Origin of the sequence: Streptomyces canus 299MFChir4.1, assembly GCF_000383615.1 — a bacterium.
Lineage (GTDB): Bacteria > Actinomycetota > Actinomycetes > Streptomycetales > Streptomycetaceae > Streptomyces > Streptomyces canus_C.
This window is the reverse complement of the sequence record NZ_KB911585.1, coordinates 512,804-539,324: the sequence shown is the minus strand read 5'-3', so window position 1 is coordinate 539,324 and position 26,521 is coordinate 512,804. Positions and strand designations below refer to the sequence as shown.

Genomic DNA, 26,521 nt, shown 5'->3' with positions numbered 1-26,521 from the left:
CGGTCAACGTGGCGGGGCGTACTCGGTGAGCAGGAGCGCGATGTCGTCCGCCCTGTCGGGGGAAGCGTGGCAAACATCCCGCAGCAGCCCGTCGGCCAGATCGTCCAGGCCGCCCCCGCCGAGCCGGGCCAGCGACCCCTGGAGTCGCTCGATGTCGGAGCCGATGTCCGAGTCGCGCCTCTCGATCAACCCGTCCGTATAGAGGGCCAGGACCGACCCGGGAGCGAGACGCAGCTCCGACTCCGGAAAGCGTGCCGTCGCGTCGATGCCGAGCAGGGGGCCGCCGGGCACCTCCAGGACCTTGGTGTGCCCGTCGGGCAGGCGCAGCAGGGGCGGGAGATGGCCCGCGCGGACGATGCGCACGATCCCCGAGCGGGGATGGAACTGGGCGTAGCAGCAGCTGGCGAGGAGCACCGGGTCGAGGTCCATGTGGAGCCGGTTGGTGCCGGCGACGACGTCGGTCGGTCGGTGGCCGGCGGCGACGAACGCCCGCATGGCGCTGCGCAGTTGGCCCATGGCGGCCGCGGCGGGGACGTTGTGCCCCTCCACGTCCCCGACGATCAGTGCGACTTCGTCGCCGGTGCGGATGACGTCGTACCAGTCGCCGCCGATGTCCATCCCCCTGGTGCCCGGAAGGTAACGCCCGGTGACGCGCAGCCCCGGCAGAGTGGGCAGCCGGTGCGGCAGCAGCGCGTCCTGCAGGCCGCGGGCGAGGGCGAACTCGGCGTCGTAGAGCCTGGCGCGTGCCAGAGCCTGGCCGATCAGGCCGCCCAGCGCGGTGAGGACTCCGCGCTCCTCGTCGGGGAAGCGGTGGATGTCGTCGAAGCCGAGAATGCAGGCGCCGACCGGGTGGTTCGAGGCGATCAGCGGCAGGAACGCCCAGGAGTTGGTGTGACCCGCCATGAGCCCGGGGTAGCTCTCGCGCAGCTGCTCCCGGGACTCGATGAACAGCGGGACCCCGGAGGTCAGCGCGTCCGTCACGGGCAGCCGGGCGTGCAGCGGGGTGCCTTCGAACCGGGCGAGAAAGCGTTTCGAGTAGCCGCGCTGTGCGAGCAGGTGCAGGCGCTGTTCCTCCACCACGGCGATCGCCAGCTTCTGGCCGCCGAAGGCCGGCAGCAACTGGTCGGCGACGGCATCGAACACCTCGTCCGCGGTGGCCGCCTCGGTGAGGGCGCTGCCCAGCGTGAGCACCCGGTAGAGGGAACCCACGCGGGGGGCCGCAGGCGCAGGCGCCGAGGAGAAGGGCGGCCCCTCCTCGGTGACCGGTGCACCGGGTCCGGTGCCGGCCGGTACGGGCTGCCGTACTCGCGAGGCCCATCCCGTCATGCCCTGAGCGCCCGGGTGGAGGGAGAAGACCAGCCACTCGTCCGGCGGGCGGCGGACCAGGAAGGAGACCGGTTGCTGGGAGACGGCGGCGGCCCGGTAGCGGTCCTCGTACACGGGATCGGCCAGCCAAGGCAGGATGTCCCAGGGGCGCCGGCCTAGCAGTTCGTCCTGGCGGACCCGCAGCAGATCCTCCAGGCTGTGGTTGGCGTAGGAGAGGCGCCCGTCGGGAGAGAGCGCGAAGAAACCGTCCGCGAGCCGCTCGATCGCCGCCACGGCGGCCATGCCGCTCCCGGAGTCCAGCACGGCGCCGACCAGGTGGCAAGCGGCCTCCGAGTCGTCGGGGCTCTCCGGTACCCGGCCCCACAGCTCGACGACGCGGTGTCCACCGCGGCCGTCCAGGATGCGTAGGTGGTGCGCCAGCAGGTGTCCTTCCTCGACCGCGGCGCGGGCGGCGGACCCGAGACCGGGCAGATCCGCCGGCTCGATGCAGGCCGCCAGTGTGGCCGCCCGACCGTCGAACGCGCGGGGCGCAATCCCGAAGATGGCGCACAGCTCGTCGTCGGCAGTGAGGGCGCCGGTGCCGAGGTTCCAGTCGAACAGGCCCACCCGGATCGCCGGAGCGGACGGCAGCGGGACCAGTACCGGAGCCGTCCGCTCGTCGTACTCACCGAGCGTGCCGCGGGCCCGCAGTCCGGCGAGGGCGGTGCCCAGCCGGTCGGCGGCGGAGCGCAACCGCCCGCGCTGCGCCCTCGACAGTCCGGTCCCGTCCGGCCTGGGCGTCCACACCACGGCGATGGCGCCGAAGGTCCGCTCGCCCGCCCGGACGGGGACCGATGCGGAGCCGAACGGGTAGGGCAGGGCGATCGAGAGCTGGGGGAAGCGCCGCATCGTCTCCTCCGCGCCGGCCAGGTGGACCATGCGCCCGGAGCGGCACGCCTCCGCCACCGGCATACGGCTGTTGACCGGGATCCGACGCCACCCGCTGAGCAGTGAGGGCGGTGTCCCGCAGGACGCGGCCACGACGAGCGAGCGGTGGTCGCCGGAGAGCAGGAACACGCTTCCGGTGTGCGCCCCGGTGACCTCCACGGCATGGACCACGGCCCGCACCAATGCGTCGTCGCGCTCGGGCGCTTCGCTGACACCCGCGGCGCTGAGCGGGTATGAGCTCGATGCCATACCGTTGACCGACACGCTGCCCTCGATCATCCGTGGAGTGCTTTTCCCAGTTTAGGGTCATTCGCACCTCTCTGGGGGTGGGCCGTGGCCCTGCCCAGCGGAGCCGGATCCCGCGCGTCCCGTCAGTAGACGGACAACCCGAACGCGTTCAGTGCCTCCTGGATCGGCTGGTAGTAGGTGGTTCCTCCGGTGGTGCAGTTCCCGGAGCCGCCGGAGAGGATTCCGACGACCTTGTCGCCGGCGTAGAGCGGGCCGCCGCTGTCGCCCGGCTCGGCGCAGATGTTGGTGCGGATCAATCCGGAGACGGTGCTTCCGTCGCCGTAGTTGACGGTCGCGCTCAGCGCGGTGACCGTGCCGCACCGCACCCCGGTGGTCGCTCCCCGGCGGCAGACGCTCTGGCCGACGTAGGCGGTCGCGGTCCCGGTGACGTCTACGGTTCCGATGGTGCCGGGATGCGGTACGGCCGGGTTGGCGTACCGGACGACACCGAAGTCGTCGCCGGGGAAGCTGGTGCTGGTGGTGGGGCCGATCGTGGTGGTCAGGGCGGAGTTGGTGTACCAGGTGGGCAGGGTCTCGGTGCAGTGACCGGCCGTCACGAAGTAGTACGAGGAGCCGCCGCGCACGTTGACCCCCGCCGAACAGCGCCAGGCGGAGGCGTGGATGCCGTCGCCGCCCGACACGAGGGTGCGCAGCCTGCCGTCGAGCCGTTCGACGGTCGCGGCGCCCGGGAATCGCCCGGTGACCTGCCGGATTCTGGACAGGTCCGGGTCCGCGACCGTCGAGTCCGCGGAGACCCGCAGCCTTCCGGTGCGCCCCTCGACGGCCCAGGTCGTCCCGGCCACACCCAGGGACGCCACGGCCGAGGCCGCGCCGGACACCGAGGCGGTGGAGGGTGCGGAGCCAGGTGGGGGCGCCGCCGCCGCGCCGGTGTCGGACACGGCGAGAGCGGTCACCACCAGCAAGCTCATCACCGAGGCGATCAGCCGTGGCCGTCTGATGTCGGTACGGCGTGCTCTGCTCACTGAGGCCCCCCGGAGCGATAGGTCGGATTCGGCGCACGCCTGTGCGGTCGCCGGGCGTGGCGTGCTTCCCTGCTGCTTCCCTGCTGTGGCGCGCTGTGCGGGTGCGAAGGATGAGACGTGCCCGCGCCGCGTGGCCGACGCTTCAGTGTGCCCGGCTGAACCCGGTGCGGGTAGAGGGCCTTGGGCCGATGAACCGGTCTTCGGCTTGGGGTAACTGTGACTCATGATTTGCCGGTGCACGCGTAGTCCGTGCCGTCGCCCGGACCTGGTCTCCCCTGCGGAACTGGGGGAAGTCCCCGACGCAGGGTCCGCCAGGGAGTTGGCCGGCAGCCGCACCCCGATGTCGCGGGTCAGCTCACTCGCCTGGATCCCGCCGCGCGAGAGGGACGGAGGCGAGAGGGGCGAAGGCCCTCACGCGGAGGCCTTCTCCGGGACGCCCGGAGTGTCGAGGAGGGCGGACAGCCTGCCCAGCGCCTCGGGGAGCACCCAGTAGTACACCCACGTCCCCCGTCGTTCGGAACCGACCAGCCCGGCCTCGCGCAGCACCTTCAGGTGGTGGGAGATGGTCGGCTGGGAGACGTCGAACGGGTCGGTCAGGTCGCACACGCACGCCTCCCCGCCCTCGTGGGAGGCGATCAGGGACAGCAGCCGCAGCCGGATCGGGTCCGACAAGGCCTTGAACATCCGCGAGAGCTGGGCCGCGTCCGCTTCGCCCAGTGGCTCGCGCACCATCGGGGCGCAGCACGCCTCGTCCTGGCCGAGCAACGGCAGATCAGCTTGTTTCGACATGTCTCTATGTTGACGTCTGTCTATCCAGGTGGCAACCTCGACTGTATCGACATCTGTCGATACAGCATCGTCCCGAAGGGGAGACCGCCATGTCCCGAGTCCAGCTGGCCCTGCGCGTCGCCGATCTGGAAGGCTCGATCGCCTTCTACTCCAAGCTTTTCGGCACCGAGCCCGCCAAGCGGCGCGAGGGGTATGCCAACTTCGCCGTCACCGAGCCCCCGCTGAAGCTGGTCCTCATCGAGGGCGAGAGCGGCGAGGAGACCCGCCTGGACCACCTCGGTGTCGAGGTCGCCGGCACCGAGGACGTCAACGCCGCGACCACCCGGCTGAAAGAGGCGGGCCTGGCCACGTTCGAGGAGAACGACACCTCCTGCTGCTATGCCCTGCAGGACAAGGTGTGGGTGCACGGTCCGGGCAAGGAGCCGTGGGAGGTGTACGTGGTCAAGGCCGACGCCGACACCCTGGAGAAGGCCGACGCCTCCTCGGACGCCTGCTGCTCCACCACTGCCTGCGGATGCTGACCGGCTCTCCGCCGTCGCAGACGGACCTCTGCCCGGGACGGCGGCGAGGCCGTCCCGGGCAGAGGTGCGTACACGGAGGGTTCACGGGGTGGTCAGGTAGGCCCTTTCGATCGTCTGGGTCAGGGTGTTGCCCGCCCGGTCGGTCAGCTCCGCGCGCAGGGAGACGGAGCCCGCCGTCGCCGGGTGCTTGAGCGACAGGTGCGTACCACCGACGGCCTTGGCGGGCTGCCAGGTCCTTCCTTCGTCGTACGACACCTGGAAGGCGAGCTTCGCCGGGCGCTGCCCCGCGGCCGCGCCCTCGACCGTGAAGGGCACCTCGAAACGCCGGCCCGCCTTCGCCGTGCTGGCGAGGGTGAGGTCGGGACTGAAGCGGACCGTCGACAGCGGCACGGCCGCGAACTCGCCCGCGGGGGTCTTCGCCGAGCGGAAGGTCCACTCCGCGTGGACGCGGGTGCTGAGCGGATACACGGCCCGGTCACGGGAGTTGTCCACGGTCAGCTTGTACGCGGTGTCCTCGGCGGGCAGCGTGTACTCCGTGACGTCGAGGGTCGGCGGGACGCCGTGGTCGTCGGGGATCTCCTTGCCGTTCGCCTCCAGCTTCGTCGTCATCGTCGCGGCGTCGCTGAGGCCCCAGTGCCCGGAGCCGTCGCCGAACAGCGGCAGGTAGGCCCTGAGGGTGTTCCCGTCGCGGCCGGCACCCGGGAAGCCCCTGGCCGGTCCGAGGTCGCCGGGACCGTTCAGGACCGGTCCGAAGACGCCCACGCCGAACCGCTCGCGGTAGGTGTGACCGGCCTTCCAGGTCCTCGGCATCCGCATCAGGAAGCCCTCGAAGGGGGCATCCGGGCCCTCGCCCCAGCGCTGCCAGGTGCGCACCGACCACTTCACGCCGTTGTCGAGGATGTACTCGGTGCTCCGGTACGGCAGGTCCCCGCGCATGTCGGTGAAGCCGCTCACCAGCCGGCCGTCGGGCAGATGCGCGGTCACCTCGGCCTGGACGCGCCGGCCCTCGACCGCCGCACCGACCTGGAGGTCCACCTTGGCCAGCTGCTTGCGCCCGACGTTCGCGGTGAAGCCGTCCAGGGTGTCCTTCCGGTACCAGCCCAGGTGGTAGTCGACCGGCCCGCCCTGCTTGTCCTTGCCGGTCCACCCCCCGGAGTACAGGGAGTTGAGCCCCTCCACGGGCTCGTCGGAGCCCAGCCGCCCGAACCGGGAACCCTCGAAGGTGGGCAGCAGGAATTGCAGGGAGGCGTCGTCCCGGCCCTCGCCCCGCCCGTAGCCGATCGCGACCACGGCGTCGTTGTTCACGGCCGTCGGGTCCGGCACGGTGATGTCGACCGGCTCCGCCTGCCGGGCGTCGACAGTGATGGTCATGTCCTTGTCCAGCCGCAGCCTGGGCTGGACCAGTACGGCGTGCCGGGAGGCGGAGAGCGCCGGATGGATCACCCCGGTCAGGACGTAGTCGGCCTTGGGCAGACGTACCGTCAGCTCGCCGTCCTGCTCGTCTGCGTAGTCGGCGTAGAAGGTGCCGACGAGACCCGCCACGGAGGTCACGGCGTCGCCCGTCGCCGCGCCCTGCTCGTCGAGGTGCTTGAGCGTCAGGTCGTACGACTCCACCTCGCGGACCACGCCCACGGCGGACCGCACCCGCACCTTGCCGTCGGCGGAGGCGGCCGTCACCGAGCCGCCGAAGCTGCCGTCCGCGGTGCCGGCGCGGGTGTCCGCGGTGACCTGGGCACTCGCCTCGCCGCCCGCCGGGACGGTGATCCGCTGCGGCGAGACGGTGAACATGCCGTCGGCGGCGGGCTTGCCGTCCACCGCGCGGGCGTCCACCGACAGGTCCAGGGTGACCGGCTCGGTGCCGAGGTTGCGGTAGGTGAGCCGCTTGGTCCGCGCCTTGTCGTCGTCGTGCGGCCACTGCTGGACGCCGAAGTCGACAGGACCCTGCTCGGTGACGACGTTCTCGTCCAGTGCCCGGACCACGTCGACCCGTCCGGTGCCCTGCTGGTAGGAGCTGTACGCGCCCGGCTTCGCGGAACCGGTCAGCACCGCCTTGAGGCGCTCACCGCTCCAGTCGGGGTGCTGCTGGGCGAGGAGTGCGGCCGCGCCCGCGACATGCGGGGTGGCCATGGAGGTGCCCTCGATCGTGTGGTACCCGGGGATGTCGGACGGGTACCACTGCGGCAGCAAGCTGCCGGCGGCGGACGCGGCCGTGATGGCGACGCCCGGCGCGGTCAGGTCGGGCTTGACCCCGCCGTCGCTGACCCGCGGACCGCGGCTGGAGAAGTCGGCGAGCGCGTCGGACCCGTCGACCGCACCGACGGTGAGCGCGGAGGCCGCGCTGCCGGGCGAGCCGACGGTCGACTCGCCGGACTCGCCGTCGTTGCCGGCGGCGATGACGAAGAGGGTGCCGGACTCCGCCGAGAGCCGGTTGACGGCCTCCTCCATCGGGTCGACGTCGGGGAAGTCGGGCCCGCCGAGGCTGAGATTGACGACGTCCGCGCCCTGGGCCACCGCCCACTCCATGCCGGCGATGATCCCGGAGTCGGTGCCGCCGCCCTGGTCGTCGAGGACCTTGCCGTTGAGGAGCCGCGCGCCCGGCGCGACCCCCTTGTACTTCCCGTCCGACTTCGCGCCACTGCCCGCCACGGTGGACGCGACATGGGTGCCGTGCCCGAACTTGTCGGTGGTGGTGGTGCCGGTGCCGCTGAAGTCCTGCTCGGCGACCACCTTGCCCGCCAGGTCGGGATGGCCGGTGTCGATTCCGGTGTCCAGGACGGCGACCTTGGTGCCGGTGCCGTCGAAGCCCGCGGCCCAGGCGGCCGGTGCGCCGATCTGCGGGACGCTCTTGTCGAGCGAGGCCCGGCGCTTCCCGTCGAGCCACAGCTTCTCCACGCCGGCCTCGGCGGTGAACGCCGCCGCGCCCTGCGGGGACTTGTGGGTCACGGCCTTCCAGAACCCGGTCCCGCGCTTCTTCGCGGAGCGCATCGCCCGGCCGTTGGCGACGGGCAGCTGACGGCCCATCCGGGCCCCGGCCTCGGTGAAGGGAGTGGTCGAGGGCGCCTTCTTGCCGCGGAACGTGACGATCAGCGGCAGGTCGGAGCGGCGCGCGTCGTCGTAGCCGTCCTTGACCAGCTGGGTGACGTCGAAGAGCCGCGGGTCCAACTTGCCCTCGGCCAGCAGTATTTCGGCGTCACCGGGGACGACCCGGGTGTGCCCGGCGACGACCCGGACCGTGAACGGCATGCCCTTGCGGCCCTGCGCCCGCTCCACCCCGGAGACCTGGCCGGTGGAGTCCACGAGGACTCGGTCACCGGTGACGAGCGTGACCGTCTTCACCGCTGAGGCCGTACGGGCGCTCCCGGCGGGGACGTGGTCGACGGCTCCCGCACCGGCCGGCAGCCCGGCGAGGACCAGGGCGGCGGAAGCCACCCCCGCGGCCATGGCCGCATGTCGGTGGGGTAGGCGTAACTCCATCTGAACTCCTGACAGTTGGGGGATCAATGGGTCACGGGGCGGAGGGGCCCGTGAGGAGACGGCCGTCGCTGTCGTACGGCCAGACATTGGGGACGCAGCCGAGCAGGCCCTTGATCTGCTGCATCATCGCGGGGGCCGGCTGCCCCTCGCCGGGGCAGGTCACATGCCCGTGGCCGAGGAAGTGGCCCACCTCGTGGTTGACGATCAGCGAGCGGTACCCGACGACGTCCTTGCGGTAGAACTCGGTGGCCAGGACCCAGCGCCTGAGGTTGACCATCACCTGGTGGTTCACGCTGCAGTTGACCTTGCCGCCGGTGTCGAGGCCGCCCTCGGCGCAGATCCGGTCGACGGTCGCCGGGGTGGCGAGGCGGACCACGAAGTCGGTGGGGCCGCCGGACACCCGCTGGAACGCCGAGTGGCCGTCGGCCGTCCAGCCGCGCGGGTCGGACAGGGTCCGCTCCACCTGTGCGGCGACGTCCTCGGGGGTGATCGTGATGCCCTTCTCCACCTCGACCCGGTAGCGCAGCGGCGTGCCCCTGCCGACCCGTCCGCTCCCGCCGGGTGCGGTGACGAAGGTCCCCGGACCGCTCCGGGGGAGCGGGGTCGTGGCGGGGCCGGAGGGCGCACCGGACTCTTCCGGCTCCGGTGACTCGGAGGTCTCTTCCCGCTCCGGTGCCCCGGCGGTCCCTTGAGGCTTCGGACTCTCAACGGGCTTGAGTGCCGCGGACGTTGGTGCCGAGTCGGACGGCAGCCACGCCACCACCGCGCCACCGACGGCCGCGAAGGCGGCCAACGCGGCCAGTCCGCCCATCAGTTGGTGCTTGACGCTCCGCTCGGAGCGCTTCCGGCGACGGCGGCCGGCGGGGTTTCGTTTGTGCGCTGTCACGGTCGTTCACGATGTGATCGCCATGTGATCGGACCTGGCCCGGAAGGTAACGAACCGATAACCCTCCTCGTGGTCTCGGCCGTGTGGATACTGTGCGCATGTCACGTGTACTGCTGATCGAGGACGACCCCGCCGTGCGGGAGGGTGTCGCCCTGGCCCTGCGCCGCCAGAACCACGACGTCGACGCCACCGCGACCGGCGAGGAGGGGATGGACCGGCTGCGGGCCTTCCGGCCGGACATCGTTGTCCTCGATCTGATGCTGCCCGGCATGACCGGCCTGGAGGTGTGCCGGGGCAAACGCGCCGTCGACCAGACCCTGCCGATCATCATGGCGACGGCACGGGGTGACGAGGTGGACATCGTCGTCGGTCTGGAGGCGGGCGCCGACGACTACGTCGTCAAACCCGTTCTGGCCCGGGTGCTCGACGCCCGCATACGCGCCGTCCTGCGCCGGGCGGCGGGGGGCTCGCCCGGCGCCGAGGGCCTGCCGAAGATCGACACCTACGGCGACCTCGCCGTCGACCGGGCCGGCCTGACGGTCGCGCTGAACGGCGAGCCGATCGCCCTCGCCCCCTCCGAGCTGCGGCTCCTGCTCACCCTCTCCGCCTCACCGGGCCAGGTGTTCACCCGCCAGCAACTCCTGGAGGCGGTCTGGGAGCACGACTACCACGGTGACGCCCGCCTGGTGGACGCCTGCGTCAAACGACTGCGCACCAAGATGTCCGAGCCGCCGCGCGCACCCCGCTACATCCACACCGTGCGCGGTTTCGGCTACCGCTTCTCGGCGCCGTGAGGAGACGCCGGCTGCGGGGCCTGCGCGCCCGCCTGGTGGTGGCCTTCGGGCTCGTCGCCGCCGTCGCGGCCATCACGACCGGAGCCCTCACCTTCCGGGAGGCGCGCACCGGAGTGCTCCAGCAGAGCCAGGACGCCACCATCAGACAACTGCGCGCCCAGCTCAACCAGCACGCCGCCGAACTCGCCGTGCCGCCCGACGAATCGGCGCTGCGGAAGTTCGCGCAGGACACGGCCGCCACCGAGTCGCAGGGCAGCTGGCGGGTGCTGGTGACCTACGGGGACCTCAGCGGCTCCTCCGCCCCGGGAGACCCCTTCACCGAAGTGACCCCCGCCCTGCGGGAGGCGGTCGGATCCAGCCGGGCCACCGTCTTCCAACGGGTGCGCGACCAGGGCCGCACCTCCCTCGTCGTCGGCATGTCGATCCTCTTCGGCGGCCGGGGCACCGCCGCCACGGTCACCGGGGTCCAGGTGTTCCTCGTCGTGCCGCAGACCACGGAACAGGCGTACGTCGACGCCCTGGTCACCGCGGTCGAACGGGCCATGGTCGCGGCCCTCGCGCTCGCGGTCGTGCTCGCGCTCCTCGCCGCCCGCGGGGTGCTGGTGCCGGTGCGCAAGCTGCGGCTCGCCACCCGCAGGATCGCCGAAGGGCGCCTGGACACCCGGCTCGCGGTCAACGGCTCGGACGAACTCGCGGACCTGTCCCACACGTTCAACGAGACGGCCGCCGCGCTGGAGGCGTCGGTCGCCGAGCTGCGCGAGATGGAGTCCCGGGCCCGCCGTTTCGCCGCCGACGTCTCGCACGAACTGCGCACCCCGCTCGCCGCCATGTCCGCGGTCACCGACGTCCTCGACGAGGACGCCGCCCGACTGGACCCGGACACGGCCACCGCGGTCCGGCTCATCAGCGAGGAGACCGTCAAACTCGCCCGTCTCGTCGACGACCTGATGGAGATCTCCCGCTTCGACGCGGGCGCGGCGGTGCTGCACCTGGACGAGATCGACCTCGCCGAGTCGATCCGCCGCACCCTCGCCTCCCGCGGCTGGACCGACACGGTGGCGACCGACCTGCCCCCACCGGACGCCGTCCGCGGACGCGTCGACCCGCGCCGCCTCGACGTGGTCGTCGCCAACCTGGTCGGCAACGCGCTCAAGCACGGCGACCGTCCGGTACAGGTGCGCCTGGGCGCCGGCGCCGCGGTGGCCGTCATCGAGGTGCGGGACAGCGGCCCCGGCATCCCGTACGACGTCCTGCCCCATGTCTTCGAGCGGTTCTACAAGTCGGACACCGCCCGGATCCGCTCCGAGGGCAGCGGCCTCGGCCTCGCCATCACCGCCGAGAACGTCCGCATCCACGGCGGCACCGTCCACGCGGCCAACCACCCGGCGGGCGGCGCCGTCTTCACCGTAGATCTTCCGCTGCGGCGGGACGAATCGCCCGAGGAGAACCCGTCATGAAGGCCCTGCGCCGCGTCCCGCTGCTGGCGCTCCTCGCGCTCACCTCCTGCGGGATCCCCGCGACCGGGGTGGTGGAGGCCGGCGGGCCCGCGAGCGGGACCCTCCCGCAGACGCCGGTCTACTTCGTCGACAAGAGCGGCGCCCTCGTCGCGACGCCCCGCACGACCGAACTGCCCGGTGATCCCGGGGCTGCGCTGCGGCTGCTGATGGCCGGTCCGCTGGAGGGGGAGGGGCGCCTGGGCGGCCTGTTCACCGAGGTACCGGGCCCGGCAACCTCCGCACCCCTTCCCGCAGACACCCCCGACGAGCCCGGCAAGCCCTCGTCGGACGCGCCGACGGTGACCGTCGAGGGGAGCACGATGACGATCGAACTCCCCCCGGGCATCGACACCTTGAGCGACACCGGGGTGCGGCAGATGATCTGCACGGCCGCGGCCGCGTACCGCCTCACCCGCCCGTCGGTCGACGCCGTCACCGCGGAGGTGACCGACGGCTCCGGACGGCGGGTCAGAGGGTCGGACGAGGGCTGCCCCGATCGCTGAGGAGTCTTCCTGCCACGGGAGTTTCCGCCGCGCGGGTTTCCCCCTCGGTGGTGTCGGCCTGCCGGAGCTGGCTCAGGAGCTGGTTCTGGCCCGCCAGCAGTTCCGTGAGGATGCGGCGGGCCGCCCGCAGGAGTTCGGCGACGTCACCGCCGGCGAGGGCGTAACTCACCGTGGAGCCCTCGCGGGTGGACACCACGATGCCCGAGCGCCGCAGCACGGCCAGCTGCTGGGAGAGGCTGGAGGGCTCGATGTCGATGTCGGCGAGCAGGTCGCGGACCGGCACGGGCCCGTGCTGGAGCAGTTCCAGTACGCGGATGCGCACGGGGTGGCCGAGCATGCGGAAGAAGTCCGCCTTGGCCTGGTAGAGGGGGACGTGCATGGGCGGCGCTCGCTCCCTGCCGGACGGTACGGGGTCGTCGGTGCCGATCCTGCTGGGCGGGGACGCCGTGCGGCCACGGATTGGGCTCATGTGGATGTGGTGACTTGAAGAAGTCTTCACATCGTGGGCGCACGGCGTCCCGGCCGGAAGCCGCTCTAGATCTCCAGCTGCTCCTCCACGCGCTTGAGTTGATGCCGGGCCATCGCCAGGTTCGAGCGGGCCTTGTCGAGGACCAGGTAGAGGAACAGCCCGTTGCCGGTGCGGCCGGTCACCAGGCGGATGAGGTGGTACTGGTTCTCCAGCGTGATCAGGATGTCCTCGATGTCGCTCTTGAGGCCCAGCTGTTCCATGGTGCGGACCTTGGCGCGGATGACGTCGGTGTTGCCGGCCGCCGCGACCGTCGGGTCCAGGTCCTTGCCGCCGCCCAGAGTGCCCAGGGCCATTCCGCTGGTGTAGTCGACGACCGCGGCCGCCACCGCCCCCTCGGTTCCGGCCATCATCTCCTTCAGCGACACTTCCACACTCGCCACGGTGCCTCCCCTTGTGTCTGTGGATCGCGGCGGACCCGTGGCCGGGCCCGTCCGCCGGATTCCGGGACCGTATGCGCGGAGCGGGGGACCGGGCACGGGGGTCTTCGGGACTGCCTCCCGTTGACCGAACGCCATACCGACAGGACCGCCCGAGGGTCACAACTGGCCTTCCAGGGGCCGAAGATGACGCCTGGAGCGGACTCCGCGCTTCCTGGGTGCCTACAGGGTGCGGGCCGCCAGGAGCGTGACGTCGTCCTCGGACTTGGCGGGGGTCAGCCGGTCGAGGACGGTGTTCAGGATGTCCGGCAGCGGATGCCCGGCCGCGATGGGAGTGCCGGCCAGTGCGGCGAGGCTGGTGTCGATGTCCTCGCGGCGCCGCTCCACGAGCCCGTCGGTGTAGGCCAGCAACAGGGTGCCCGGCGGCATCGGGCAGTGCCGGCTCTCGTATCCGCCGGAACCCGTGCCCAGTGGGGGTCCGACCGGCAGGTCCGCGAGCTCGGGGAGGGTGCCGGGCCGGACCAGCAGGGGCGGGACATGGCCGGCCGTGGCCAGGACCGCGTGTCCGGCGGCGGGGTCCAGGAGGGCCAGCACACAGGTGGCGACGCGGTCCAGGTCGAGCGCGTGGGCGGTGCGGTCCGCCTCGGTGAGCAACCGGTCGGGGGCGAGCCCCTGCAGGGCCAGCGCACGCAGCAGCGAGCGGTACTCGCTCATGGCCGCGGCGGCCCGCACTCCGTGCCCCATGACGTCCCCGACCACGAGCAGGGTGCGCCCGGAGGGCAGCGCGACGGAGTCGAACCAGTCACCGCCCACCTCGGCGCCCCGCCCGGCGGGCAGATAACGGCTGGCGATCTCCACGCCCGGCCCCTGCATGTGCGGGGTGGCCAGGAAGGCGCGCTGCATCTCCAGCGCGGTCTCGTGCTCGTGGGTGTAGCGCAGGGCGTGCCCGATGCCGGTCGCGGCCCGCGCGGTCAGCAGTTCCAGCAGCTCGACGTCGTCCGGCATGAACTCGGGGGAGTGCGCCCTGCGGCCGAGCATGACCGCTCCGACGGGCTCGCCGCCGACCATGAGGGGCAGGTAGGCCACGGAGTGCAGCTCCATGGCGCGGTAGCGCTCCAGCCGCTGTCGCGTGGGGGCGAGCATGCGCAGGGTGTCGTCGTCGGGCCGGTTGAGCACCATGGGCTTGTGCGCGGTCAGCACCTGGGACATCGACGAACTGGCCTGGTGGAAGATCACCTCGCCGCTTCTGGTCGCCGGGGTGACCGGCTCGGGCACACTGGGAGCGGCGGCCACCGCCATGCGCCGCAGCCGCACCGGGACGGGGGCGGCCGGGGCCCTGCGCGTGCCCTCGGGGTCGAGCACGTCCACGGCGGCGTAGTCGGCGAACCGCGGCACCAGCAGGTCGGTCAGGGCCCGGCAGGCCTCGGCCGCGTCGAGCGTGCCACCGACCCGGGTGGCGGTCTCCTCCAGGAGCTCAAGACGCTCCTGGGCCCGGCTGAGCGACTCGCGCCGGCGGATGTCCTCGGTGACCTCCATGACGACGGCGGCGACCCCGAGGATCTCGCCGTCCTCACCGTCGAGCCGGTGGAAGGCGCCGAGCCACCAGCGCGGCACGTCCACCGTGTGGTCGGGCACCCGGCCGTCGAACACGACCGTCTGCGGCCGTCCGGTACGGAGTACTTCGCGGGCCACCTCCGCCGAGGGCCCGGAGCCGGGGATCACCTCCGGCATGGGACGGCCGAGGTGCTCGTCGACGGGCAGCCCGTTGAACTCGGCCAGAGTGTCGTTGAGGTACAGATAGTGCAGGTCGGTGTCCAGGACCGCGACGGCCGCCGGTGTCCCGTCCAGGAACCGGCTGGCCGTCCACAACTCGTCCAGCACCTCCCCCGTCCCCGCCGCCCGGGCCGCTTCCGACAGCTCGCGCAGCGTCCCCGAGGACAAGGGGGCGGAGCGCGCGGACAGGCGGGGGTGGGTCATCTGGAGTGATTCCTCGAAGATCCGGAGTCCGTTTCGTCATACTTATGGAGTATTGGACCACATTTCGAGGTGTCACGGCTATGAGCTGTGTCTCATCCGCCGCTCACCAGCTTCTCGAAGAAGAACTCGTGCTTGAGGAACGACGTCTCGTGTTCCATCCCCGGATACGGCGGGACGAGCTGCGCGGCCTGGAAGAGCCGCCAGCCGTCCTCCAGGGCGGCGACGCCCGTCTCGTACGGCGGCTCGTCGCTGTCCCCGGTCGTGGGACGGGTGGCGCCCGTGCCGTCGTAACGGGCCCAGCCGACGACCCGCGAGTCGAGCGCTGAGGTGTCCAGGTACAGGACGAGAACCTGCTGGCGCACGGTGGTGGACATGGTCACGGCTGGCTCCTTCGGGCGGCGGGCCGGTTGGCGATACGGGTGGCCCAGTACTCGATGTCGAACGCGGGATCACCGGTCAGGGCCCGCCACAGCCTGATCCGGTTGAGGATCTCCAGCCGGCCGGTGGCCTGCTCGTACCACGGGAAACCGCGTCCCAGTTCCTCCCGGACGGCGGGCGCGTCCAGGTCCGCCGTGTCCCACAGCCGCACCTGCGGCACGGTCGGGTTGAAGCGGATCTTGTACATGTGGCGGACGATGTCGCTGTCGTTGCGCCGCCCGCCGTGCCAGATCCCGTGGTGCAGCAGCACGACCGTGCCGGCCGGGCAGGTCAGCCGGGTCTGGCCGCGCAGGTTCTGGTAGCGGCCGGTGTCGGACTCGTTGGTGCGGCGCAGATGGCTGCCGGGCACGATCAGCGTGCCGCCCATCTCGGCGGTGACCTCCTGCGGGTAGTACATGAGCTGGACGTCGAACGCGTCGGGCCGCAGATCGATCACGGCGTCCCCGTGCAGCGGCTGCGCGCTGCCCTCACGCGGCTCACGGATGTGCACGAAATGGTGGTCGACGGTCGGATCCGGGCCCACCAGGCTCTCCAACGCCCCCGCGACGGCGGGCAGTTCGACGAGCCGGCGGGCGAAGGAACCCTCGGGGAACGCCTTCGGCACGGGAGTGCCGTACGGCACGGAGGGCGGCCCGGCGGCGAAGACCGCGAGCGCCTCCTCGTTCATCTCCGGGGGCACGATGCCGTCCAGGCGCAGAAAGCCGTGGGCCACGAACCGTGCCACCTGGGCGGAGTTCAGCAGCTGTCGTGTGGTTGACATACGGCAACCGTAGGAACAACCACCCGGATGGTCGTGGGCTGTAATCGACGACCACTGGTAATTTTCCACCATGACCCGCCATGTCGACCTGGCCCTCGACCTGCCCCCGCACGTGGAGAACGCGGGCGTCGGCGTACACGGCTCGGCGGGCCCCCACGACGTGTTCCGCCTCCCGCGCCTGTGGCAGCTCCATCTCTACGGCTACTCGGGCGCCCTGGAGCTCGGCGGCTCCCGGCACCCGATCCGCCCCGGCCATGTGAGCCTCGTCCCGCCCGACACCGAGGTGCACTTCCACTACGACGCCACGCGCTGCGAGCACCTGTACGCCCACTTCCGGCTGCCGGGCGGGGGCGAGCGGCGCCGGGTCCCGGTGATGCAGGACGCCGGCGCGGACGCGGCGGTGCTGACCGGGCTGCTGCGGCAGACGGTCGCGGCGAGCGCGCAGTCCCCGGCCCGAGCCTCCGCCGAGCTGTGGACGGTGCTGTGGCGCACGACCGGCCTGGCCGGCGCCGGCGAGGACCGGGCCCGGCACCCCGCGCTGCGCACGGCGGTCGCCCACATCGAGGAGCACCTGGCCGGCCCGCTGACCGTCCCCGGCATCGCCCGTGCCGCCGGGGTCTCGCACACCCACCTGACCCGGCTGTTCCGCGAGGACACCGGTCACACCGTCGTCGCCTACATCCGGCGTCGTCGCATGGAACGCGCCCGGCACCTGCTCATCGCCTCGACGCTGGCCATCCCGGCGATCGCGGCGACCGTCGGCATCCCCGACCTCCAGGCCTTCAACAAGACCTGCCGCAAGGAGCTGGGCGCCTCGCCGCGGGCCGTGCGGGAGCGGCACGGATAGAGCCGGGGCTCAGGCGGGTGCCGGGACCGTACGCCGGGCGCCCCAGCGCCGGGGCCGGTGTCTGCCGACCGCGGCGCAACCGGCGTGGAGGACGAACGAGAGCGTCGTGACGTACGGGCTGATCGGGATGCTGCTGCCCAGGGCCAGCAGGATGCCGCCCTCGATCGACGTCAGCGCGAAGACCACGCTGAGCAGCGGCAGCAGAACCGGGGACGCGGTGACGCGGGCGGCGGCCGCGGCCGGGGTGATCAGCAGGGAGAGCATCAGCAGGGCGCCCACGACCTGCACGGACAGGGCGACCGCCATGCCGAGCACGATCATGAAGGCGAAGGAGGGCCCGCGCACCGCGACCCCGCGGGCCTCGGCGACGTCGGGGTCCGCGCCGGCGAAGGCGAGCGGTCGCGGTTCTGATGACCCCCACACGCGGGATGGAAATGATTGTCGTAAACAGCTCTGGCGGGCGCTATGTGAAAACCGTTGCCAACAATTGACTTTCCCCTGGTCCGAGCCTCGCGGCTAGTCCGAGGACGCGGTACGGGCACGGTGGCGGCGGACCGCGTCGCGGTTGGCGCAGCGGTGGGAGCAGTACCGTCGGCGGCCGGTGCGGGTGGTGTCCGCGAAGATCGTGGCGCACTCCGACACCTCGCAGCGCCGCAGCCGGTGCATACCGCGTCCCGCCAGGTGCAGGGCGGTGCCCACGGAGATCAGGGCGTGCAGCACGTCGCCGAGCGGCTGTCCCTCGTCGCGGTAGTGCAGATGCCAGCCGGCCCCCGCGTGGTTGGTCATCCGCGGATACGCGGCGGCCGCCGCCAGCATGCGGTTGAGCAGTCCGGCGCGCTCCTCCTCGTCCGAGGCGTCGACGACCTTCTCCCACGCGTCCAGCACCTCACCGGTGCGGGCCAGGTCCCGCGGGGTGACCGGGCCGTCCGGCGCCACCCCGGCGGCGCGGCAGCGGTCCGCGAGCTCCGTGACGTCGGCCGGACGCCGGTTGGCCAGATCCGCGGCCAGGTTCACGGGGTCCTCGCCGTAAGGGTTGAGATGCACAAAGGCATTACATCAACCGGGTCGGCACGGGACAAGGCATCGGAAGGGCAGCTGCCGTACGGCAGGCGCGTCGTCGGAGTCGTCACCGGTCCGGAGCGCCGGCGGCACGGCCACGGTCGTACGGTCGTCAGGGGCCTGCTCGGCTGGTTCCGGGACCACCACGTCTCCCGGGTGGAGCTGCGCGCTCCGGTCGAGAACGCGCCGCTTCACCGCGCCGTCATTCCTTCCCGGTGAGCAGTCGCCGGGGGTTGGCGATCCGGAAGGCGTAGGCCGCCGCTCCGCCGAGCCCGTGGCCGGGGTGCTGCGGCGGCTCCGCGTACGGCCGGTCCGAGCCCTGGACCACGGCTTCCACGCCCAGGGCGCGCACGACGGACTCGACCGCGCGCGGCCCGTACGAGGACGTCTCGACGAACACCGACGGGTCCGGCCGGCTCCCGCCACCCCCGCGCGCGGCGAACCGCTCCCCGTGCAGCGGCGCGAGCCCGGCCAGCAGCGCGAAGCAGACCCGCAGCCGTGGGTGGCGGGGGCGGCCGTAGGCGCGGAAGGCGAACCAGGCGGCATGCATCTGCTGGACGTAGGGCACCATCGCGGGCCACCAGCCGGGCCCCTCGGACCCACCGGCCGCGGGCCCGGGGTGCACGAACAGCGGCAGGTCGCGCTCCTCCAGCAGATCCAGCAGAGGTGCGCACCGGGCGTAACCGGCCGCGTCCGCAAGGGCGTTGGCGGGCAGCTGGAGGCCGACGAACCCCTGGTCGAGGTGACCGGCCGTCGCCCTGGCATCGATGTCCCGCACACAGGCGGCGGCCCACGCCCCGAACGGCTCGGGCAGCGCGGCCGCGCCCTCGTGATAGGCGTCGAGCAGGGGCCGCGCCTCGGCCCCGGGCAGCCACTCCACGCCGATCGGCGCCGAGAGGGAGACGAGCGCGAGGCCGAGGCCGTCGGTGGCGGCGAGTTCCGAGCGCAGGGCCACGTCGTGGTCGGCGGGCGGCAGGTCGTAGGGCGGCTCACCGTCCAGGTGCAGCGTCCAGCCGTCCAGGTACGGCGGCTCGCGGCGCGCCCTCAAGGCCGTCACCAGCGACGGGCTCCACAGATGCTGGTGCACGTCGACATTGGTCATGGCGCTCCTCCCACCCGGGCCCGCGATGTGCTCCGGACTCCGCGGACCCCCATGATCTCGCGGTCCACCGCCCCCACGTCCACCCCGCGGGGGTGTCCGGCTCAGCGAGTTCCCGATGCCGAGCCGATCTCCACCACGCGGGCCCACGCGGGCGGTGAGTCCGGTTCGTACTCGGGATTGTTCTCGCGTCGTGCCCGGCCCCTTCCCGGCCGGGGGAACAGACCGACGACGGTACGGCATGAGGGCTGCGCGGCCGGCCAGGGTGTCTGCCCGTCGGTCAGGGCCACGACGACGTCCGGCCGGGGGCGCGAGCGCAGCGCCTTCTCGAAGCCCGTGCGCAGGTCGGTGCCCCCGCCGCCGACCAGCGGGATGCCCTCGGCCCGGCACAGCGGACGCACGACCCCGGCCGCCGCGTCGCACGGGAGGACGTGGACCAGGTCCCGGCGGCCGCCCACGGCACGGGAGATCGCGGCGACCTCCAGGAGCGCGCTGCCCAGTTCGCCGTCGCTGACCGAGCCGGAGGTGTCGATGATCACGCAGACCCGGGGAGGGCGGCGCCGCAGGCTCGGCAGGACCGCGCCGGGCACTCCCGCCGAGCGCCGCGACGGACGGCCGTAGCTGTAGTCGTCGCCCGAGCCGGAACCGGAGACCGCTGAGCGAAGCGCCGCGCCCAGCAGGTCCCGCCACGGCTGCGGCGGATGGAACGCCTCCTCCGCCCACCGCTGCCAGCCCTGCGGGGTGCTCCCCGGACGCGCCCTGATGCCCTGCGCCACGCGGAAGCGGACCGCGTCGCGCTCCTGCTCGCTCAGCCCGTGCGCCCCGTCGGGGCCCAGGTCCCACGCGCGCTCCAGACCGTCGGCACCGCTGCCGCAGTCCAGCCAGGACAGGTCGAGGGTGAGCGCACCGAGGCTGATCCCGCTCAGGTACTCCTCCATGAGCTGCCCCTCGGACAGCCGCAACTGCCCGGGCCGCACGGCGCCTTCGGGCTGCACCAGTCCGTCGCCGTACACGTCGTCGTTGATCTCGCAGTCCGCGGCGATGTTCATCCGCAGCCGGTCCCCGACCCCGGTCAGCCCGCGCTCCCGGGCGACCCGGTCACCGCGCCCGTGGTGGTCGCGCAGCAGGTGGGACACCTCGTGCACCCACACGCCCGCCAGCTCCTCCACCGGCATCCGGTCCACGAACGCCGGCGAGACATAGCACCGCCAGTGCCGGTCGACGGCCATCGTCGGCACCCGCTTCGACTCGACGGTGTGCAGGGCGAACAGCGCGGTGGCGAGGTACGGGCGGGCCCGGGCGGCGTGGAGACGGGCGGCGAACAGCTTGTCGCGGTCCAGGCGGCCCCCCTCTTCGGGCGGGTGGGCGCTCTTCGCTTCGGACGTGTTGGTGTTCAGCCCTTCGGCCGTGTTCATGGTCATCGTCGGCCCTTGGAGGCGACCGCCGCCCGGTCCGCCCGCCGCGACAGTGCCACCGTCCCGGCGAGCCGCTCGATCGTGGCCGGCACGTCCCAGTCCTGCTGCCGCAGCGAGGCGAGCGTGGTCGCGGGCACGACCACCAGGTCCGGGGCCCCGGTCTCCAGCGCCCGGACCAGCACCGCCCACGCCGAGTCCCAGCGGCTACGGTCCGGACGCGCGCGTACGGCCGCGACCACACCGTCGAGCACGGCCTGCCGCAGGTCGCCCCGCTCGGGCAGGACGGCCCCCGCGGGGTCGGCCAGCACGTCCTCCGGGTCCGGGAGGTCCAGCCGGTCCAGGCTCGCCAGCAGCTCCAGCCCCGGGCCGTCGCCCACCGTCCCCCGGACCAGCAGGGAGAGCACGTCCCGCGCGGAACCGGCCGCGGTCGCGAAGGCGACCAGGGACAGCGTCATGTCCCAGCTCCGCGGCGACGGCCAGGGACCGCCCCGCCGGGTCTCGTTGGTGGGCAGCCGGTGCACGAGCGTGGGCCGCGCGGCGAGCAGTCCGCACACCGCGCGGCGGGCGAACGCCACGGCCTCCGGCAGTTTCCGCGGATCGAGCCGCGGCAGGGTGGCCCGGGGCCAGGTCCCGCCGAGACCGCGGACGACGACCTCGTGGTCGTGGGTCCACTGGAGGTGGACGAACCGGTTGGCCAGCGGCGGGCTCAGTTCCCAGCCGTCGGCCGCCGAGGACCGGGGGTTGGCGGCGGCCACGATCCGTACCCCGGGCGGCAGTCGGAGGGCGCCGATCCGCCGCTCCAGGACGAGCCTGAGCAGCGCGGCCTGGACGGCGGGCGGCGCCGTGGACAACTCGTCCAGGAACAGCAGCCCCCGGCCGGTCCGCACCAGCCGCACCGCCCAGTCCGGCGGGGCCATCGGAACGCCCTGGGTCGCGGGATCGTCCCCGACCACGGGCAGCCCCGAGAAGTCGGACGGCTCGTGCACGCTGGCGATCACCGTGGTCAGCGGCAGGTCCAGGGCCGTGGCGAGCTGGGTCAGGGCCGCGGTCTTGCCGATGCCCGGCTCACCCCACAGCAACACGGGCAGATCCGCGGCGACGGCCAGGGTGAGGGCCTCCAGCTGGGAGTCGGGGCGCGGTTCGGTGGTGGAGTCGCGCAGGAGGGTCAACAGGTCGGCGGCGATGTCGAGTTGGGAGACGGGGGCAGGGGCGGTCATGGGCATGAGTGATCACCTATGGGCTAGGAGTGGGCCAGGAGGAGGGGGTTGGGACTCAGGTCGCGTGCCGGGGATGGGTACGCCGGTTCCGTGAATCGCGTCCGCTCGGACGCGGGCGGAACCAGACGGGCCCGGGTCCCATAAGGCCCGCCCTGAACAGGCCGTAGGTGATACGGCGTAGCGCGGCCGCCTCCAGTGCGTCCCGGAGGGGGCCGGTGCGCAGCAGCGCCTCGGGCCCGAGCAGTCCTTCCACGACGGCCAGCGCGCCGGCGGTGTCGCCGTGCGCGAGACGTTCGCGGACGCCGTCCAGACAGTGCGGACGGCGGTGTGCCTCGTCGATCACCTGGAGGCAGGGGAGCGGGGTGCCGGTCAGCGCGACCAGCAGTTCCTCCCGCCGGATCTCGTCCGGGTCGTGGTCCAGCGGGGCCAGCACCCCGTCGACCAGGCCGATCCGGTGACGGGCTCCCCGGCACTCCACCAGACGCGGTGTTCCCGCCCGGTCGGGGGCGCGGGGCGGTCCGGTGGCCGTGCGGTCAGGTGCCAAAGCGGCGGCGACCAAGGGGTGCAGTCGATCCGCCTCGATCGCCCCGGCGCGCAGCAGCTGGAGATCGGGCAGCACCCAGGTCGCCGCGTCGGGCAGGACGGGAAGCGCGGAGACGACATCGGCCGAGGGCGTCGGCACGGGACGGATCAGGTCGTCGTCCGCGGCGAGCTCCAGCACCAGCCGGTGCCGTCCGCCCCACCGCACCGACAGGCAACCGTCGGCCCGGCCTTCGGCACCGAGCAGTATCCGCGCCTCGGCCGCCCACCGGTCGACGGCACAGTCGGGAGGTACGGCCAACTCTGCTGCGGCCAGGGGCGGTTGACGGCTGGCCGACCCGAAGGAGGGCTCACCGACCCCCGACCGCCCCCGCAGCTCCCCGGCGCGGCCCGCATCCCACAGATGCCGGTGCAGGTCCAGGCGGAACCGTCGGTTCGGACGCGGGTGCGGATGCCGTACGGCGTCGGCGGTGGAGCGGGACCACAGGGCGAGGCTGATCCGCTGCCCGGCATCCGCCCAGGCGGGCGCGGTCCTGGCCACGAGATGTACCGGGCCCTCGACGGCCTCGTACCGCGCCAGGGTCAGTGTCACCCCGGGCCGCAGCAGCCCGTCAGGAGCGATCCTCGGCATGTGCCAGCGCAGCAGGTCGGGAGCGAGGGCGCGGAGATCGGACCGGACCCGGGACGCCAGCTCCCGGCCGTGATCGCGCGCCACCGCACGGAGGTGGAGATCGACGTCGAAGCCCGCGGCGGCACACGCCCCCGACCAGTCACCGGCGAGGCGACGGGCGGTCGCGGTCTCGATCATGGAGGCCGGCACGGCGAACTCGCGCACGCGCGGCCAGAAGGAGGTACGGATGTCCTCGTTCGCGGTCGAAGGGAGCATCAGCGCTCACCTTGCGCGGACGGGACCCCCAATCGTTCAGGAGTGTGAGTCGTCATCGTGGAGCAGCGTAGGCCGCTCCGCCCGCACCTTCCATCGGTTTTCCACCGGGTTAGCCTGGGGCGTGATCGCATTCCCGCTCGGCGCGGCCACCACGCCGGCCGAACTCGCCGGTGACCCGCACCCGCGCCTGGCCGAGCTCCGCGCGCACGAACCCGTGTCCTGGCTGCCCGAGCTGAACGGCTGGCTGGTGACCCGGCGCGATCTCGCGCTCGACGTGATGCGGGACGCCGAGACCTTCACCGTCGACGACCCCCGCTTCTCGACCGCCCGGATCGTCGGCCCCAGCATGCTCTCCCTGGACGGCGACGAACACACCCGCCACCGCGAGCCGTTCACCGAGCCCTTCCGTCCCCGTGCGGTGCGGGACGGATTCGCCGAGTTCATCGAGCGGGAGACCGACCGGCTCGTCACCGGGCTCGAACCGGCGGGGGCCGCCGAACTGCGCCGCGCCTTCGCCGGCCCGCTCGCCGTCGCCGTCGTCACCGAGGCGCTCGGACTGGTGGACGCCGGCACGGACACGGTGCTCGCCTGGTACGACGCCATCGTGCGCTCGGTCTCGGACATCACGGAGGGCCGTGCGGCGGGACCCGCGGGCCCGGAGGCGTACGTACAGCTGCGGCGAGCGGTCGAGGCCACCGTCGCGCAGGGGGCCGACTCCTCGCTCCTGGCCTCAGCCGCCGGCCGGCTGGCGCTGCCGGAGGTCGCCTCCAACGCCGCCGTGCTGATGTTCGGCGGCATAGAGACCACCGAGGCGATGATCACCAACGCGCTGCTGCACCTCCTCCGGCACCCCGACCAACTCGCGCTGGTCCAGGCCGACTTCGCACTGCTGGACAACGCGATCGAGGAGTCGCTGCGCCTCGAACCCGGCGCGGCCGTCGTGGACCGCTACGCCACCCGTGACCTCACCCTCGGCCCGGCTGCGATCCGCCGGGGCGACCTCGTCACCGTCTCCCTGACCGGCGCCAACCGGGACCCCGCGGTCTTCCCCGACCCCGACCGCTTCGACGTCCGCCGTCCGAACGCCCGCCTCCAGCTGGCCTTCGCGCACGGCCCGCACTACTGTCTCGCCGCCCACCTGGCCCGTCTGGAGACCCGCATCGCCCTACGGCACCTGCTCGACCGGCTCCCCGCCCTCCGCCTCGACCCGGACCACCCGACCGCCCCGCACGGCCTGGTCTTCCGCAAGCCACCCACCCTGCACGTGCTCTGGGGCTGATCCGCGGCGGGAGTGACGCTCAGCCGGTCCGCTTCACCTCCAGGGACAGGTCGTTGTCGACCGTGTAGTACGGGCGCACGACGACTTCGCCGGCCGTGGCACCGGGGTAGACGTGGACATGCTTGCGGTCCGCCACGTCGTCCAGGAGGCGGGCGATCCGGATCATCGGGGCTCCGGGAGCGGGTCGTACGAACATGTCCCAGATGCCGGTGTCCAGGCTCTCGTCGTCGACCGTGAACGAGAAGCTCCGGCCGTCCTCCGCGACCAGGGGCTCCACCGTGCGCACGGCCCCCTCGCCCCCTCGCAGCCGCAGCCGCACCTCGGCGCCGTCCAGTAGCGAGGCGCCGTGCAGCCGGGCCGCGACCGTCAGCGTCCCACCCGTGATGTCGACGCGGCCGGCCTCCGCGTGCGCGGGCCGCAGCCAGGTCCGCACCGCGAGGTAGCCGTCCTTGGTGACATAGGGGACCCGCACGGCCAGCGGCCCGCGCCGCTCACGCGGATGTCCGTCGACCAGGGTCCGCAGGTCACGGGGGCCCGGACGCAGACGCGTGCGCTCGGACCCGTCCAGCAGATACACGTCCCACCGCCCCTCCGCGAGCACGGGTTCCGCACCCAGTACGGCCTCCGTCCGCCCTTCGCCGGCGGAGTCCAGGTCGAGGACGTGCAGGGTCTCCTCGGGCTGCCCCTTCTTCGGACGCAGCCGCAGCAGCAGTCCCTGCCCGTGGCCCGCGGGCAGCGCGAAGGTGATCCGGCCCTCCGCGTCGATGGCGCATCCGGCGCGTGGCGTGGTCATGACCGTCCCTTCCGTACGAGGCGCAGCGCGCCGCTCGCCGCGATCAGCGCGGTGTCCCTGGCGGCGGAGCCGCGGGCGGTCAGCGTTCCGCCCTGGCGCTGCCGCACGACCCGCCGGCCCGCCCGCCGCGCCGACACGGCCTCCGTGACGAGCCGCTCGGCCTGCTCGACCACGGGACCGGGAGCGAACCGGCGCGCGTTCTCCAGGGCCACCCGGCCCATACGGCGGCGCAGCTCGTCGTCCCCGACCAGTTCCAGCAGAGCGGCGGCCAGCGCGTCCCGCTCCCCGACCGGCACCAGCCGGCCGTCGACCCGGTCCGCGATGATCTCGGCGGGCCCGTGCGGGCAGTCGGTGCTCACCACGGGCAGCCCGCAGCGCATCGCCTCGACGATCGTCATGCCGAAGGGCTCGAAGTCGGAGGTGGCCGCCCCGATCGAGCCCTTCACCCACTCCGCCTCCATCGGGGCCGCGGCCCCCATCAGGAAGACGTTGTTCCACAGGCCCAGGTCGGTGATGAGCCGCCGCAGCCGGTCCTGCTCCTCGCCCTTGCCGTAGATGCGCAGCTGCCAGTCCGGATGCCGGGCGGCGACCGCGGCGAAGGCCTCGACGAGAAGGTCGTACCGCTTCACCGGAACCAGCCGTCCGGCCGCGACGACCACCTTGGCGGAGCCGTCCGCGGCCGGCAGCACGGGGTCCGGCACGCTGTTGGGCAGTGCCTCCACCCGTACCCCGGGCAGCCGCATCCGGCGCCGGTAGGCGGCCGCGTCCGCCTCGGTGACCGTGGTGAGCACGTCGAGCCCGCGGTAGGCCCGGCGCAGCGCGGTGCGCAGCCGGGGCGAGTGGTTGTCGAGCGTGAGGTGCTCCTGGCCGATGCGGGCCACCTGGGATGGCGCCTGGTCGGCGAGATGCACGTTGAGCCCGGGGCGGGTGCCTATCACCGCGTCCGCGTCGATGGTGGCGAGGGCCTCCGCTATGCGCTGGTCGGTCAGTTCGCTGTACTGCCCGTACCGGTACTCCGAGCGCGGGTACACCCGCGCCGGTCTCTGGTGCAACGGGTGATCCTTCTCCTGTCTCAGATCGACCAGCGGCCGCAGCGAAACCCGGGGATCCAGCACGAAGTTGGGCAGCTCCCGGTGCCGCAGCACGGAGACGATCTCCACTTCGTGCCGTTCCGCCAGGGCCTGGGCCAGGTTGAACGTGGTGGTGATCGTGCCTCCGATCGCGTAGGCGTTGTGGAGCAGGAAAGAGATCTTCATGCCGGGCTAGACCACCCGCCATCGCCTACGGTTGACCCCCGTTACCCATTCGTGGTGTCCTC

The 26,521-nt window shown here is 72.8% G+C and carries 24 protein-coding genes and 1 pseudogene; 7 read left to right on the top strand and 18 right to left on the bottom strand.

The features are described 5' to 3' along the window. Positions 1-3: 3 nt before the first annotated feature. The 3 genes from H293_RS0113330 to H293_RS0113320 all read right to left on the bottom strand — a co-directional run bounded on the left by H293_RS0113330 (position 4) and on the right by H293_RS0113320 (position 4,313). Positions 4-2,502 (bottom strand): SpoIIE family protein phosphatase, encoded by a 2,499-nt coding sequence (locus tag H293_RS0113330; protein ID WP_259294464.1) that lies wholly within the window; start codon positions 2,500-2,502, stop codon positions 4-6. A gap of 122 nt (positions 2,503-2,624) precedes the next feature. Further along, the gene (locus H293_RS0113325) at positions 2,625-3,524 is read right to left on the bottom strand and encodes a S1 family peptidase (protein WP_028807815.1); all 900 of its coding nucleotides are present in this window, start codon (positions 3,522-3,524) and stop codon (positions 2,625-2,627) included. Positions 3,525-3,935: 411 nt separating this feature from the next. Continuing rightward, entirely contained in the window at positions 3,936-4,313 is a 378-nt protein-coding gene (locus H293_RS0113320; protein ID WP_028807814.1) for an ArsR/SmtB family transcription factor, read from the bottom strand. 89 nt (positions 4,314-4,402) lie between these two features. Here H293_RS0113320 and H293_RS0113315 point away from each other — a divergent pair, with 89 nt between their 5' ends. Beyond that, complete coding sequence (locus H293_RS0113315; protein WP_020118384.1) at positions 4,403-4,834, top strand: ArsI/CadI family heavy metal resistance metalloenzyme; 432 nt, start codon at positions 4,403-4,405, stop codon at positions 4,832-4,834. Positions 4,835-4,915: 81 nt separating this feature from the next. Here the strand turns inward: H293_RS0113315 and H293_RS0113310 are convergent, their stop codons facing one another. Together H293_RS0113310 and H293_RS0113305 are read right to left on the bottom strand one after the other, a co-directional pair. After that, on the bottom strand, positions 4,916-8,275 hold the full coding sequence (locus tag H293_RS0113310; protein ID WP_020118383.1) for a S8 family serine peptidase: 3,360 nt from the start codon (positions 8,273-8,275) through the stop codon (positions 4,916-4,918). A 64-nt stretch (positions 8,276-8,339) separates the two neighbouring features. Continuing rightward, the gene (locus tag H293_RS0113305; RefSeq protein WP_106968306.1) at positions 8,340-9,194 is read right to left on the bottom strand and encodes a DUF3152 domain-containing protein; all 855 of its coding nucleotides are present in this window, start codon (positions 9,192-9,194) and stop codon (positions 8,340-8,342) included. Positions 9,195-9,292: 98 nt separating this feature from the next. Between H293_RS0113305 and H293_RS0113300 the strand changes: the two genes are divergently transcribed. Genes H293_RS0113300 through H293_RS0113290 form a run of 3 tightly spaced genes read left to right on the top strand, consistent with a single transcriptional unit; the run spans position 9,293 to position 11,987 of the window. Further along, on the top strand, positions 9,293-9,988 hold the full coding sequence (locus tag H293_RS0113300) for a response regulator transcription factor (RefSeq protein WP_020118381.1): 696 nt from the start codon (positions 9,293-9,295) through the stop codon (positions 9,986-9,988). Further along, positions 9,985-11,445, top strand: a complete 1,461-nt coding sequence (locus tag H293_RS0113295; RefSeq protein ID WP_106968305.1) for a sensor histidine kinase — start codon at positions 9,985-9,987, stop codon at positions 11,443-11,445. Before H293_RS0113300 ends, H293_RS0113295 begins: the two co-directional genes overlap by 4 nt. Next, complete coding sequence (locus H293_RS0113290; protein ID WP_020118379.1) at positions 11,442-11,987, top strand: hypothetical protein; 546 nt, start codon at positions 11,442-11,444, stop codon at positions 11,985-11,987. The genes H293_RS0113295 and H293_RS0113290 overlap by 4 nt, the downstream gene beginning before the upstream one ends. Here H293_RS0113290 and H293_RS0113285 read toward each other — a convergent pair. From H293_RS0113285 to H293_RS0113265, 5 genes are all read right to left on the bottom strand, one after another. After that, positions 11,953-12,366 (bottom strand): ArsR/SmtB family transcription factor, encoded by a 414-nt coding sequence (locus tag H293_RS0113285; protein WP_020118378.1) that lies wholly within the window; start codon positions 12,364-12,366, stop codon positions 11,953-11,955. The two genes, H293_RS0113290 and H293_RS0113285, sit on opposite strands and share 35 nt — an antisense overlap. A 155-nt stretch (positions 12,367-12,521) precedes the next feature. Then, positions 12,522-12,896, bottom strand: a complete 375-nt coding sequence (locus H293_RS0113280; RefSeq protein ID WP_028807812.1) for a roadblock/LC7 domain-containing protein — start codon at positions 12,894-12,896, stop codon at positions 12,522-12,524. A 219-nt stretch (positions 12,897-13,115) separates the two neighbouring features. Further along, on the bottom strand, positions 13,116-14,870 hold the full coding sequence (locus tag H293_RS0113275) for a SpoIIE family protein phosphatase (protein ID WP_020118376.1): 1,755 nt from the start codon (positions 14,868-14,870) through the stop codon (positions 13,116-13,118). A gap of 92 nt (positions 14,871-14,962) precedes the next feature. Next, entirely contained in the window at positions 14,963-15,244 is a 282-nt protein-coding gene (locus H293_RS0113270) for a hypothetical protein (RefSeq protein ID WP_199790159.1), read from the bottom strand. Positions 15,245-15,246: 2 nt separating this feature from the next. Further along, a complete protein-coding gene (locus tag H293_RS0113265; RefSeq protein ID WP_020118374.1) occupies positions 15,247-16,068 on the bottom strand; it encodes a phytanoyl-CoA dioxygenase family protein in 822 nt (273 codons plus the stop codon). A 70-nt stretch (positions 16,069-16,138) separates the two neighbouring features. On the opposite strand from H293_RS0113265, the gene H293_RS0113260 reads away from it, so the two are divergent. After that, on the top strand, positions 16,139-16,915 hold the full coding sequence (locus H293_RS0113260; RefSeq protein ID WP_020118373.1) for an AraC family transcriptional regulator: 777 nt from the start codon (positions 16,139-16,141) through the stop codon (positions 16,913-16,915). A 9-nt stretch (positions 16,916-16,924) separates the two neighbouring features. Here the strand turns inward: H293_RS0113260 and H293_RS49440 are convergent. Together H293_RS49440 and H293_RS0113250 are read right to left on the bottom strand one after the other, a co-directional pair. Beyond that, positions 16,925-17,317: pseudogene (locus tag H293_RS49440) on the bottom strand (metal ABC transporter permease); the annotation flags it as partial. 114 nt (positions 17,318-17,431) lie between these two features. Then, a complete protein-coding gene (locus H293_RS0113250) occupies positions 17,432-17,959 on the bottom strand; it encodes a CGNR zinc finger domain-containing protein (protein WP_020118371.1) in 528 nt (175 codons plus the stop codon). Here H293_RS0113250 and H293_RS58410 point away from each other — a divergent pair. Beyond that, positions 17,954-18,193 (top strand): GNAT family N-acetyltransferase, encoded by a 240-nt coding sequence (locus H293_RS58410; RefSeq protein ID WP_158694413.1) that lies wholly within the window; start codon positions 17,954-17,956, stop codon positions 18,191-18,193. The two genes, H293_RS0113250 and H293_RS58410, sit on opposite strands and share 6 nt — an antisense overlap. Here the strand turns inward: H293_RS58410 and H293_RS0113240 are convergent. The 4 genes from H293_RS0113240 to H293_RS0113225 form a co-directional block, all read right to left on the bottom strand. Further along, a complete protein-coding gene (locus H293_RS0113240) occupies positions 18,177-19,076 on the bottom strand; it encodes an amidohydrolase family protein (RefSeq protein ID WP_028807811.1) in 900 nt (299 codons plus the stop codon). The two genes, H293_RS58410 and H293_RS0113240, sit on opposite strands and share 17 nt — an antisense overlap. Before the next feature lie 101 nt (positions 19,077-19,177). Continuing rightward, on the bottom strand, positions 19,178-20,488 hold the full coding sequence (locus tag H293_RS0113235; protein WP_397895342.1) for a vWA domain-containing protein: 1,311 nt from the start codon (positions 20,486-20,488) through the stop codon (positions 19,178-19,180). Positions 20,489-20,490: 2 nt separating this feature from the next. Then, the gene (locus H293_RS0113230) at positions 20,491-21,711 is read right to left on the bottom strand and encodes an AAA family ATPase (RefSeq protein WP_020118368.1); all 1,221 of its coding nucleotides are present in this window, start codon (positions 21,709-21,711) and stop codon (positions 20,491-20,493) included. A 49-nt stretch (positions 21,712-21,760) separates the two neighbouring features. Next, positions 21,761-23,131 carry a hypothetical protein gene (locus tag H293_RS0113225; protein ID WP_020118367.1) on the bottom strand — a complete coding sequence of 457 codons (1,371 nt, stop codon included), beginning with the start codon at positions 23,129-23,131 and terminating at the stop codon, positions 21,761-21,763. A 121-nt stretch (positions 23,132-23,252) separates the two neighbouring features. On the opposite strand from H293_RS0113225, the gene H293_RS0113220 reads away from it, so the two are divergent. After that, on the top strand, positions 23,253-24,410 hold the full coding sequence (locus H293_RS0113220; protein WP_020118366.1) for a cytochrome P450: 1,158 nt from the start codon (positions 23,253-23,255) through the stop codon (positions 24,408-24,410). Positions 24,411-24,429: 19 nt separating this feature from the next. On the opposite strand, the gene H293_RS0113215 is transcribed toward H293_RS0113220, so the two are convergent. Next, a complete protein-coding gene (locus tag H293_RS0113215) occupies positions 24,430-25,203 on the bottom strand; it encodes a hypothetical protein (protein ID WP_020118365.1) in 774 nt (257 codons plus the stop codon). Further along, entirely contained in the window at positions 25,200-26,459 is a 1,260-nt protein-coding gene (locus H293_RS0113210) for a glycosyltransferase family 4 protein (RefSeq protein ID WP_020118364.1), read from the bottom strand. Before H293_RS0113210 ends, H293_RS0113215 begins: the two co-directional genes overlap by 4 nt. Positions 26,460-26,521 lie beyond the last annotated feature (62 nt).

Coding starts and splice junctions, on each gene's coding strand:
- H293_RS0113330 (WP_259294464.1), bottom strand. CDS start 2,502: ATGGCATCGAGCTCATACCCGCTCAGCGCCGCGGGTGTCAGCGAAGCG.
- H293_RS0113320 (WP_028807814.1), bottom strand. CDS start 4,313: ATGTCGAAACAAGCTGATCTGCCGTTGCTCGGCCAGGACGAGGCGTGC.
- H293_RS0113315 (WP_020118384.1), top strand. CDS start 4,403: ATGTCCCGAGTCCAGCTGGCCCTGCGCGTCGCCGATCTGGAAGGCTCG.
- H293_RS0113310 (WP_020118383.1), bottom strand. CDS start 8,275: ATGGCCGCGGGGGTGGCTTCCGCCGCCCTGGTCCTCGCCGGGCTGCCG.
- H293_RS0113300 (WP_020118381.1), top strand. CDS start 9,293: ATGTCACGTGTACTGCTGATCGAGGACGACCCCGCCGTGCGGGAGGGT.
- H293_RS0113290 (WP_020118379.1), top strand. CDS start 11,442: ATGAAGGCCCTGCGCCGCGTCCCGCTGCTGGCGCTCCTCGCGCTCACC.
- H293_RS0113285 (WP_020118378.1), bottom strand. CDS start 12,366: ATGCACGTCCCCCTCTACCAGGCCAAGGCGGACTTCTTCCGCATGCTC.
- H293_RS0113275 (WP_020118376.1), bottom strand. CDS start 14,870: ATGACCCACCCCCGCCTGTCCGCGCGCTCCGCCCCCTTGTCCTCGGGG.
- H293_RS0113270 (WP_199790159.1), bottom strand. CDS start 15,244: ATGTCCACCACCGTGCGCCAGCAGGTTCTCGTCCTGTACCTGGACACC.
- H293_RS0113265 (WP_020118374.1), bottom strand. CDS start 16,068: ATGTCAACCACACGACAGCTGCTGAACTCCGCCCAGGTGGCACGGTTC.
- H293_RS0113260 (WP_020118373.1), top strand. CDS start 16,139: ATGACCCGCCATGTCGACCTGGCCCTCGACCTGCCCCCGCACGTGGAG.
- H293_RS58410 (WP_158694413.1), top strand. CDS start 17,954: ATGCACAAAGGCATTACATCAACCGGGTCGGCACGGGACAAGGCATCG.
- H293_RS0113240 (WP_028807811.1), bottom strand. CDS start 19,076: ATGACCAATGTCGACGTGCACCAGCATCTGTGGAGCCCGTCGCTGGTG.
- H293_RS0113235 (WP_397895342.1), bottom strand. CDS start 20,488: ATGAACACGGCCGAAGGGCTGAACACCAACACGTCCGAAGCGAAGAGC.
- H293_RS0113230 (WP_020118368.1), bottom strand. CDS start 21,711: ATGCCCATGACCGCCCCTGCCCCCGTCTCCCAACTCGACATCGCCGCC.
- H293_RS0113225 (WP_020118367.1), bottom strand. CDS start 23,131: ATGCTCCCTTCGACCGCGAACGAGGACATCCGTACCTCCTTCTGGCCG.
- H293_RS0113215 (WP_020118365.1), bottom strand. CDS start 25,203: ATGACCACGCCACGCGCCGGATGCGCCATCGACGCGGAGGGCCGGATC.
- H293_RS0113210 (WP_020118364.1), bottom strand. CDS start 26,459: ATGAAGATCTCTTTCCTGCTCCACAACGCCTACGCGATCGGAGGCACG.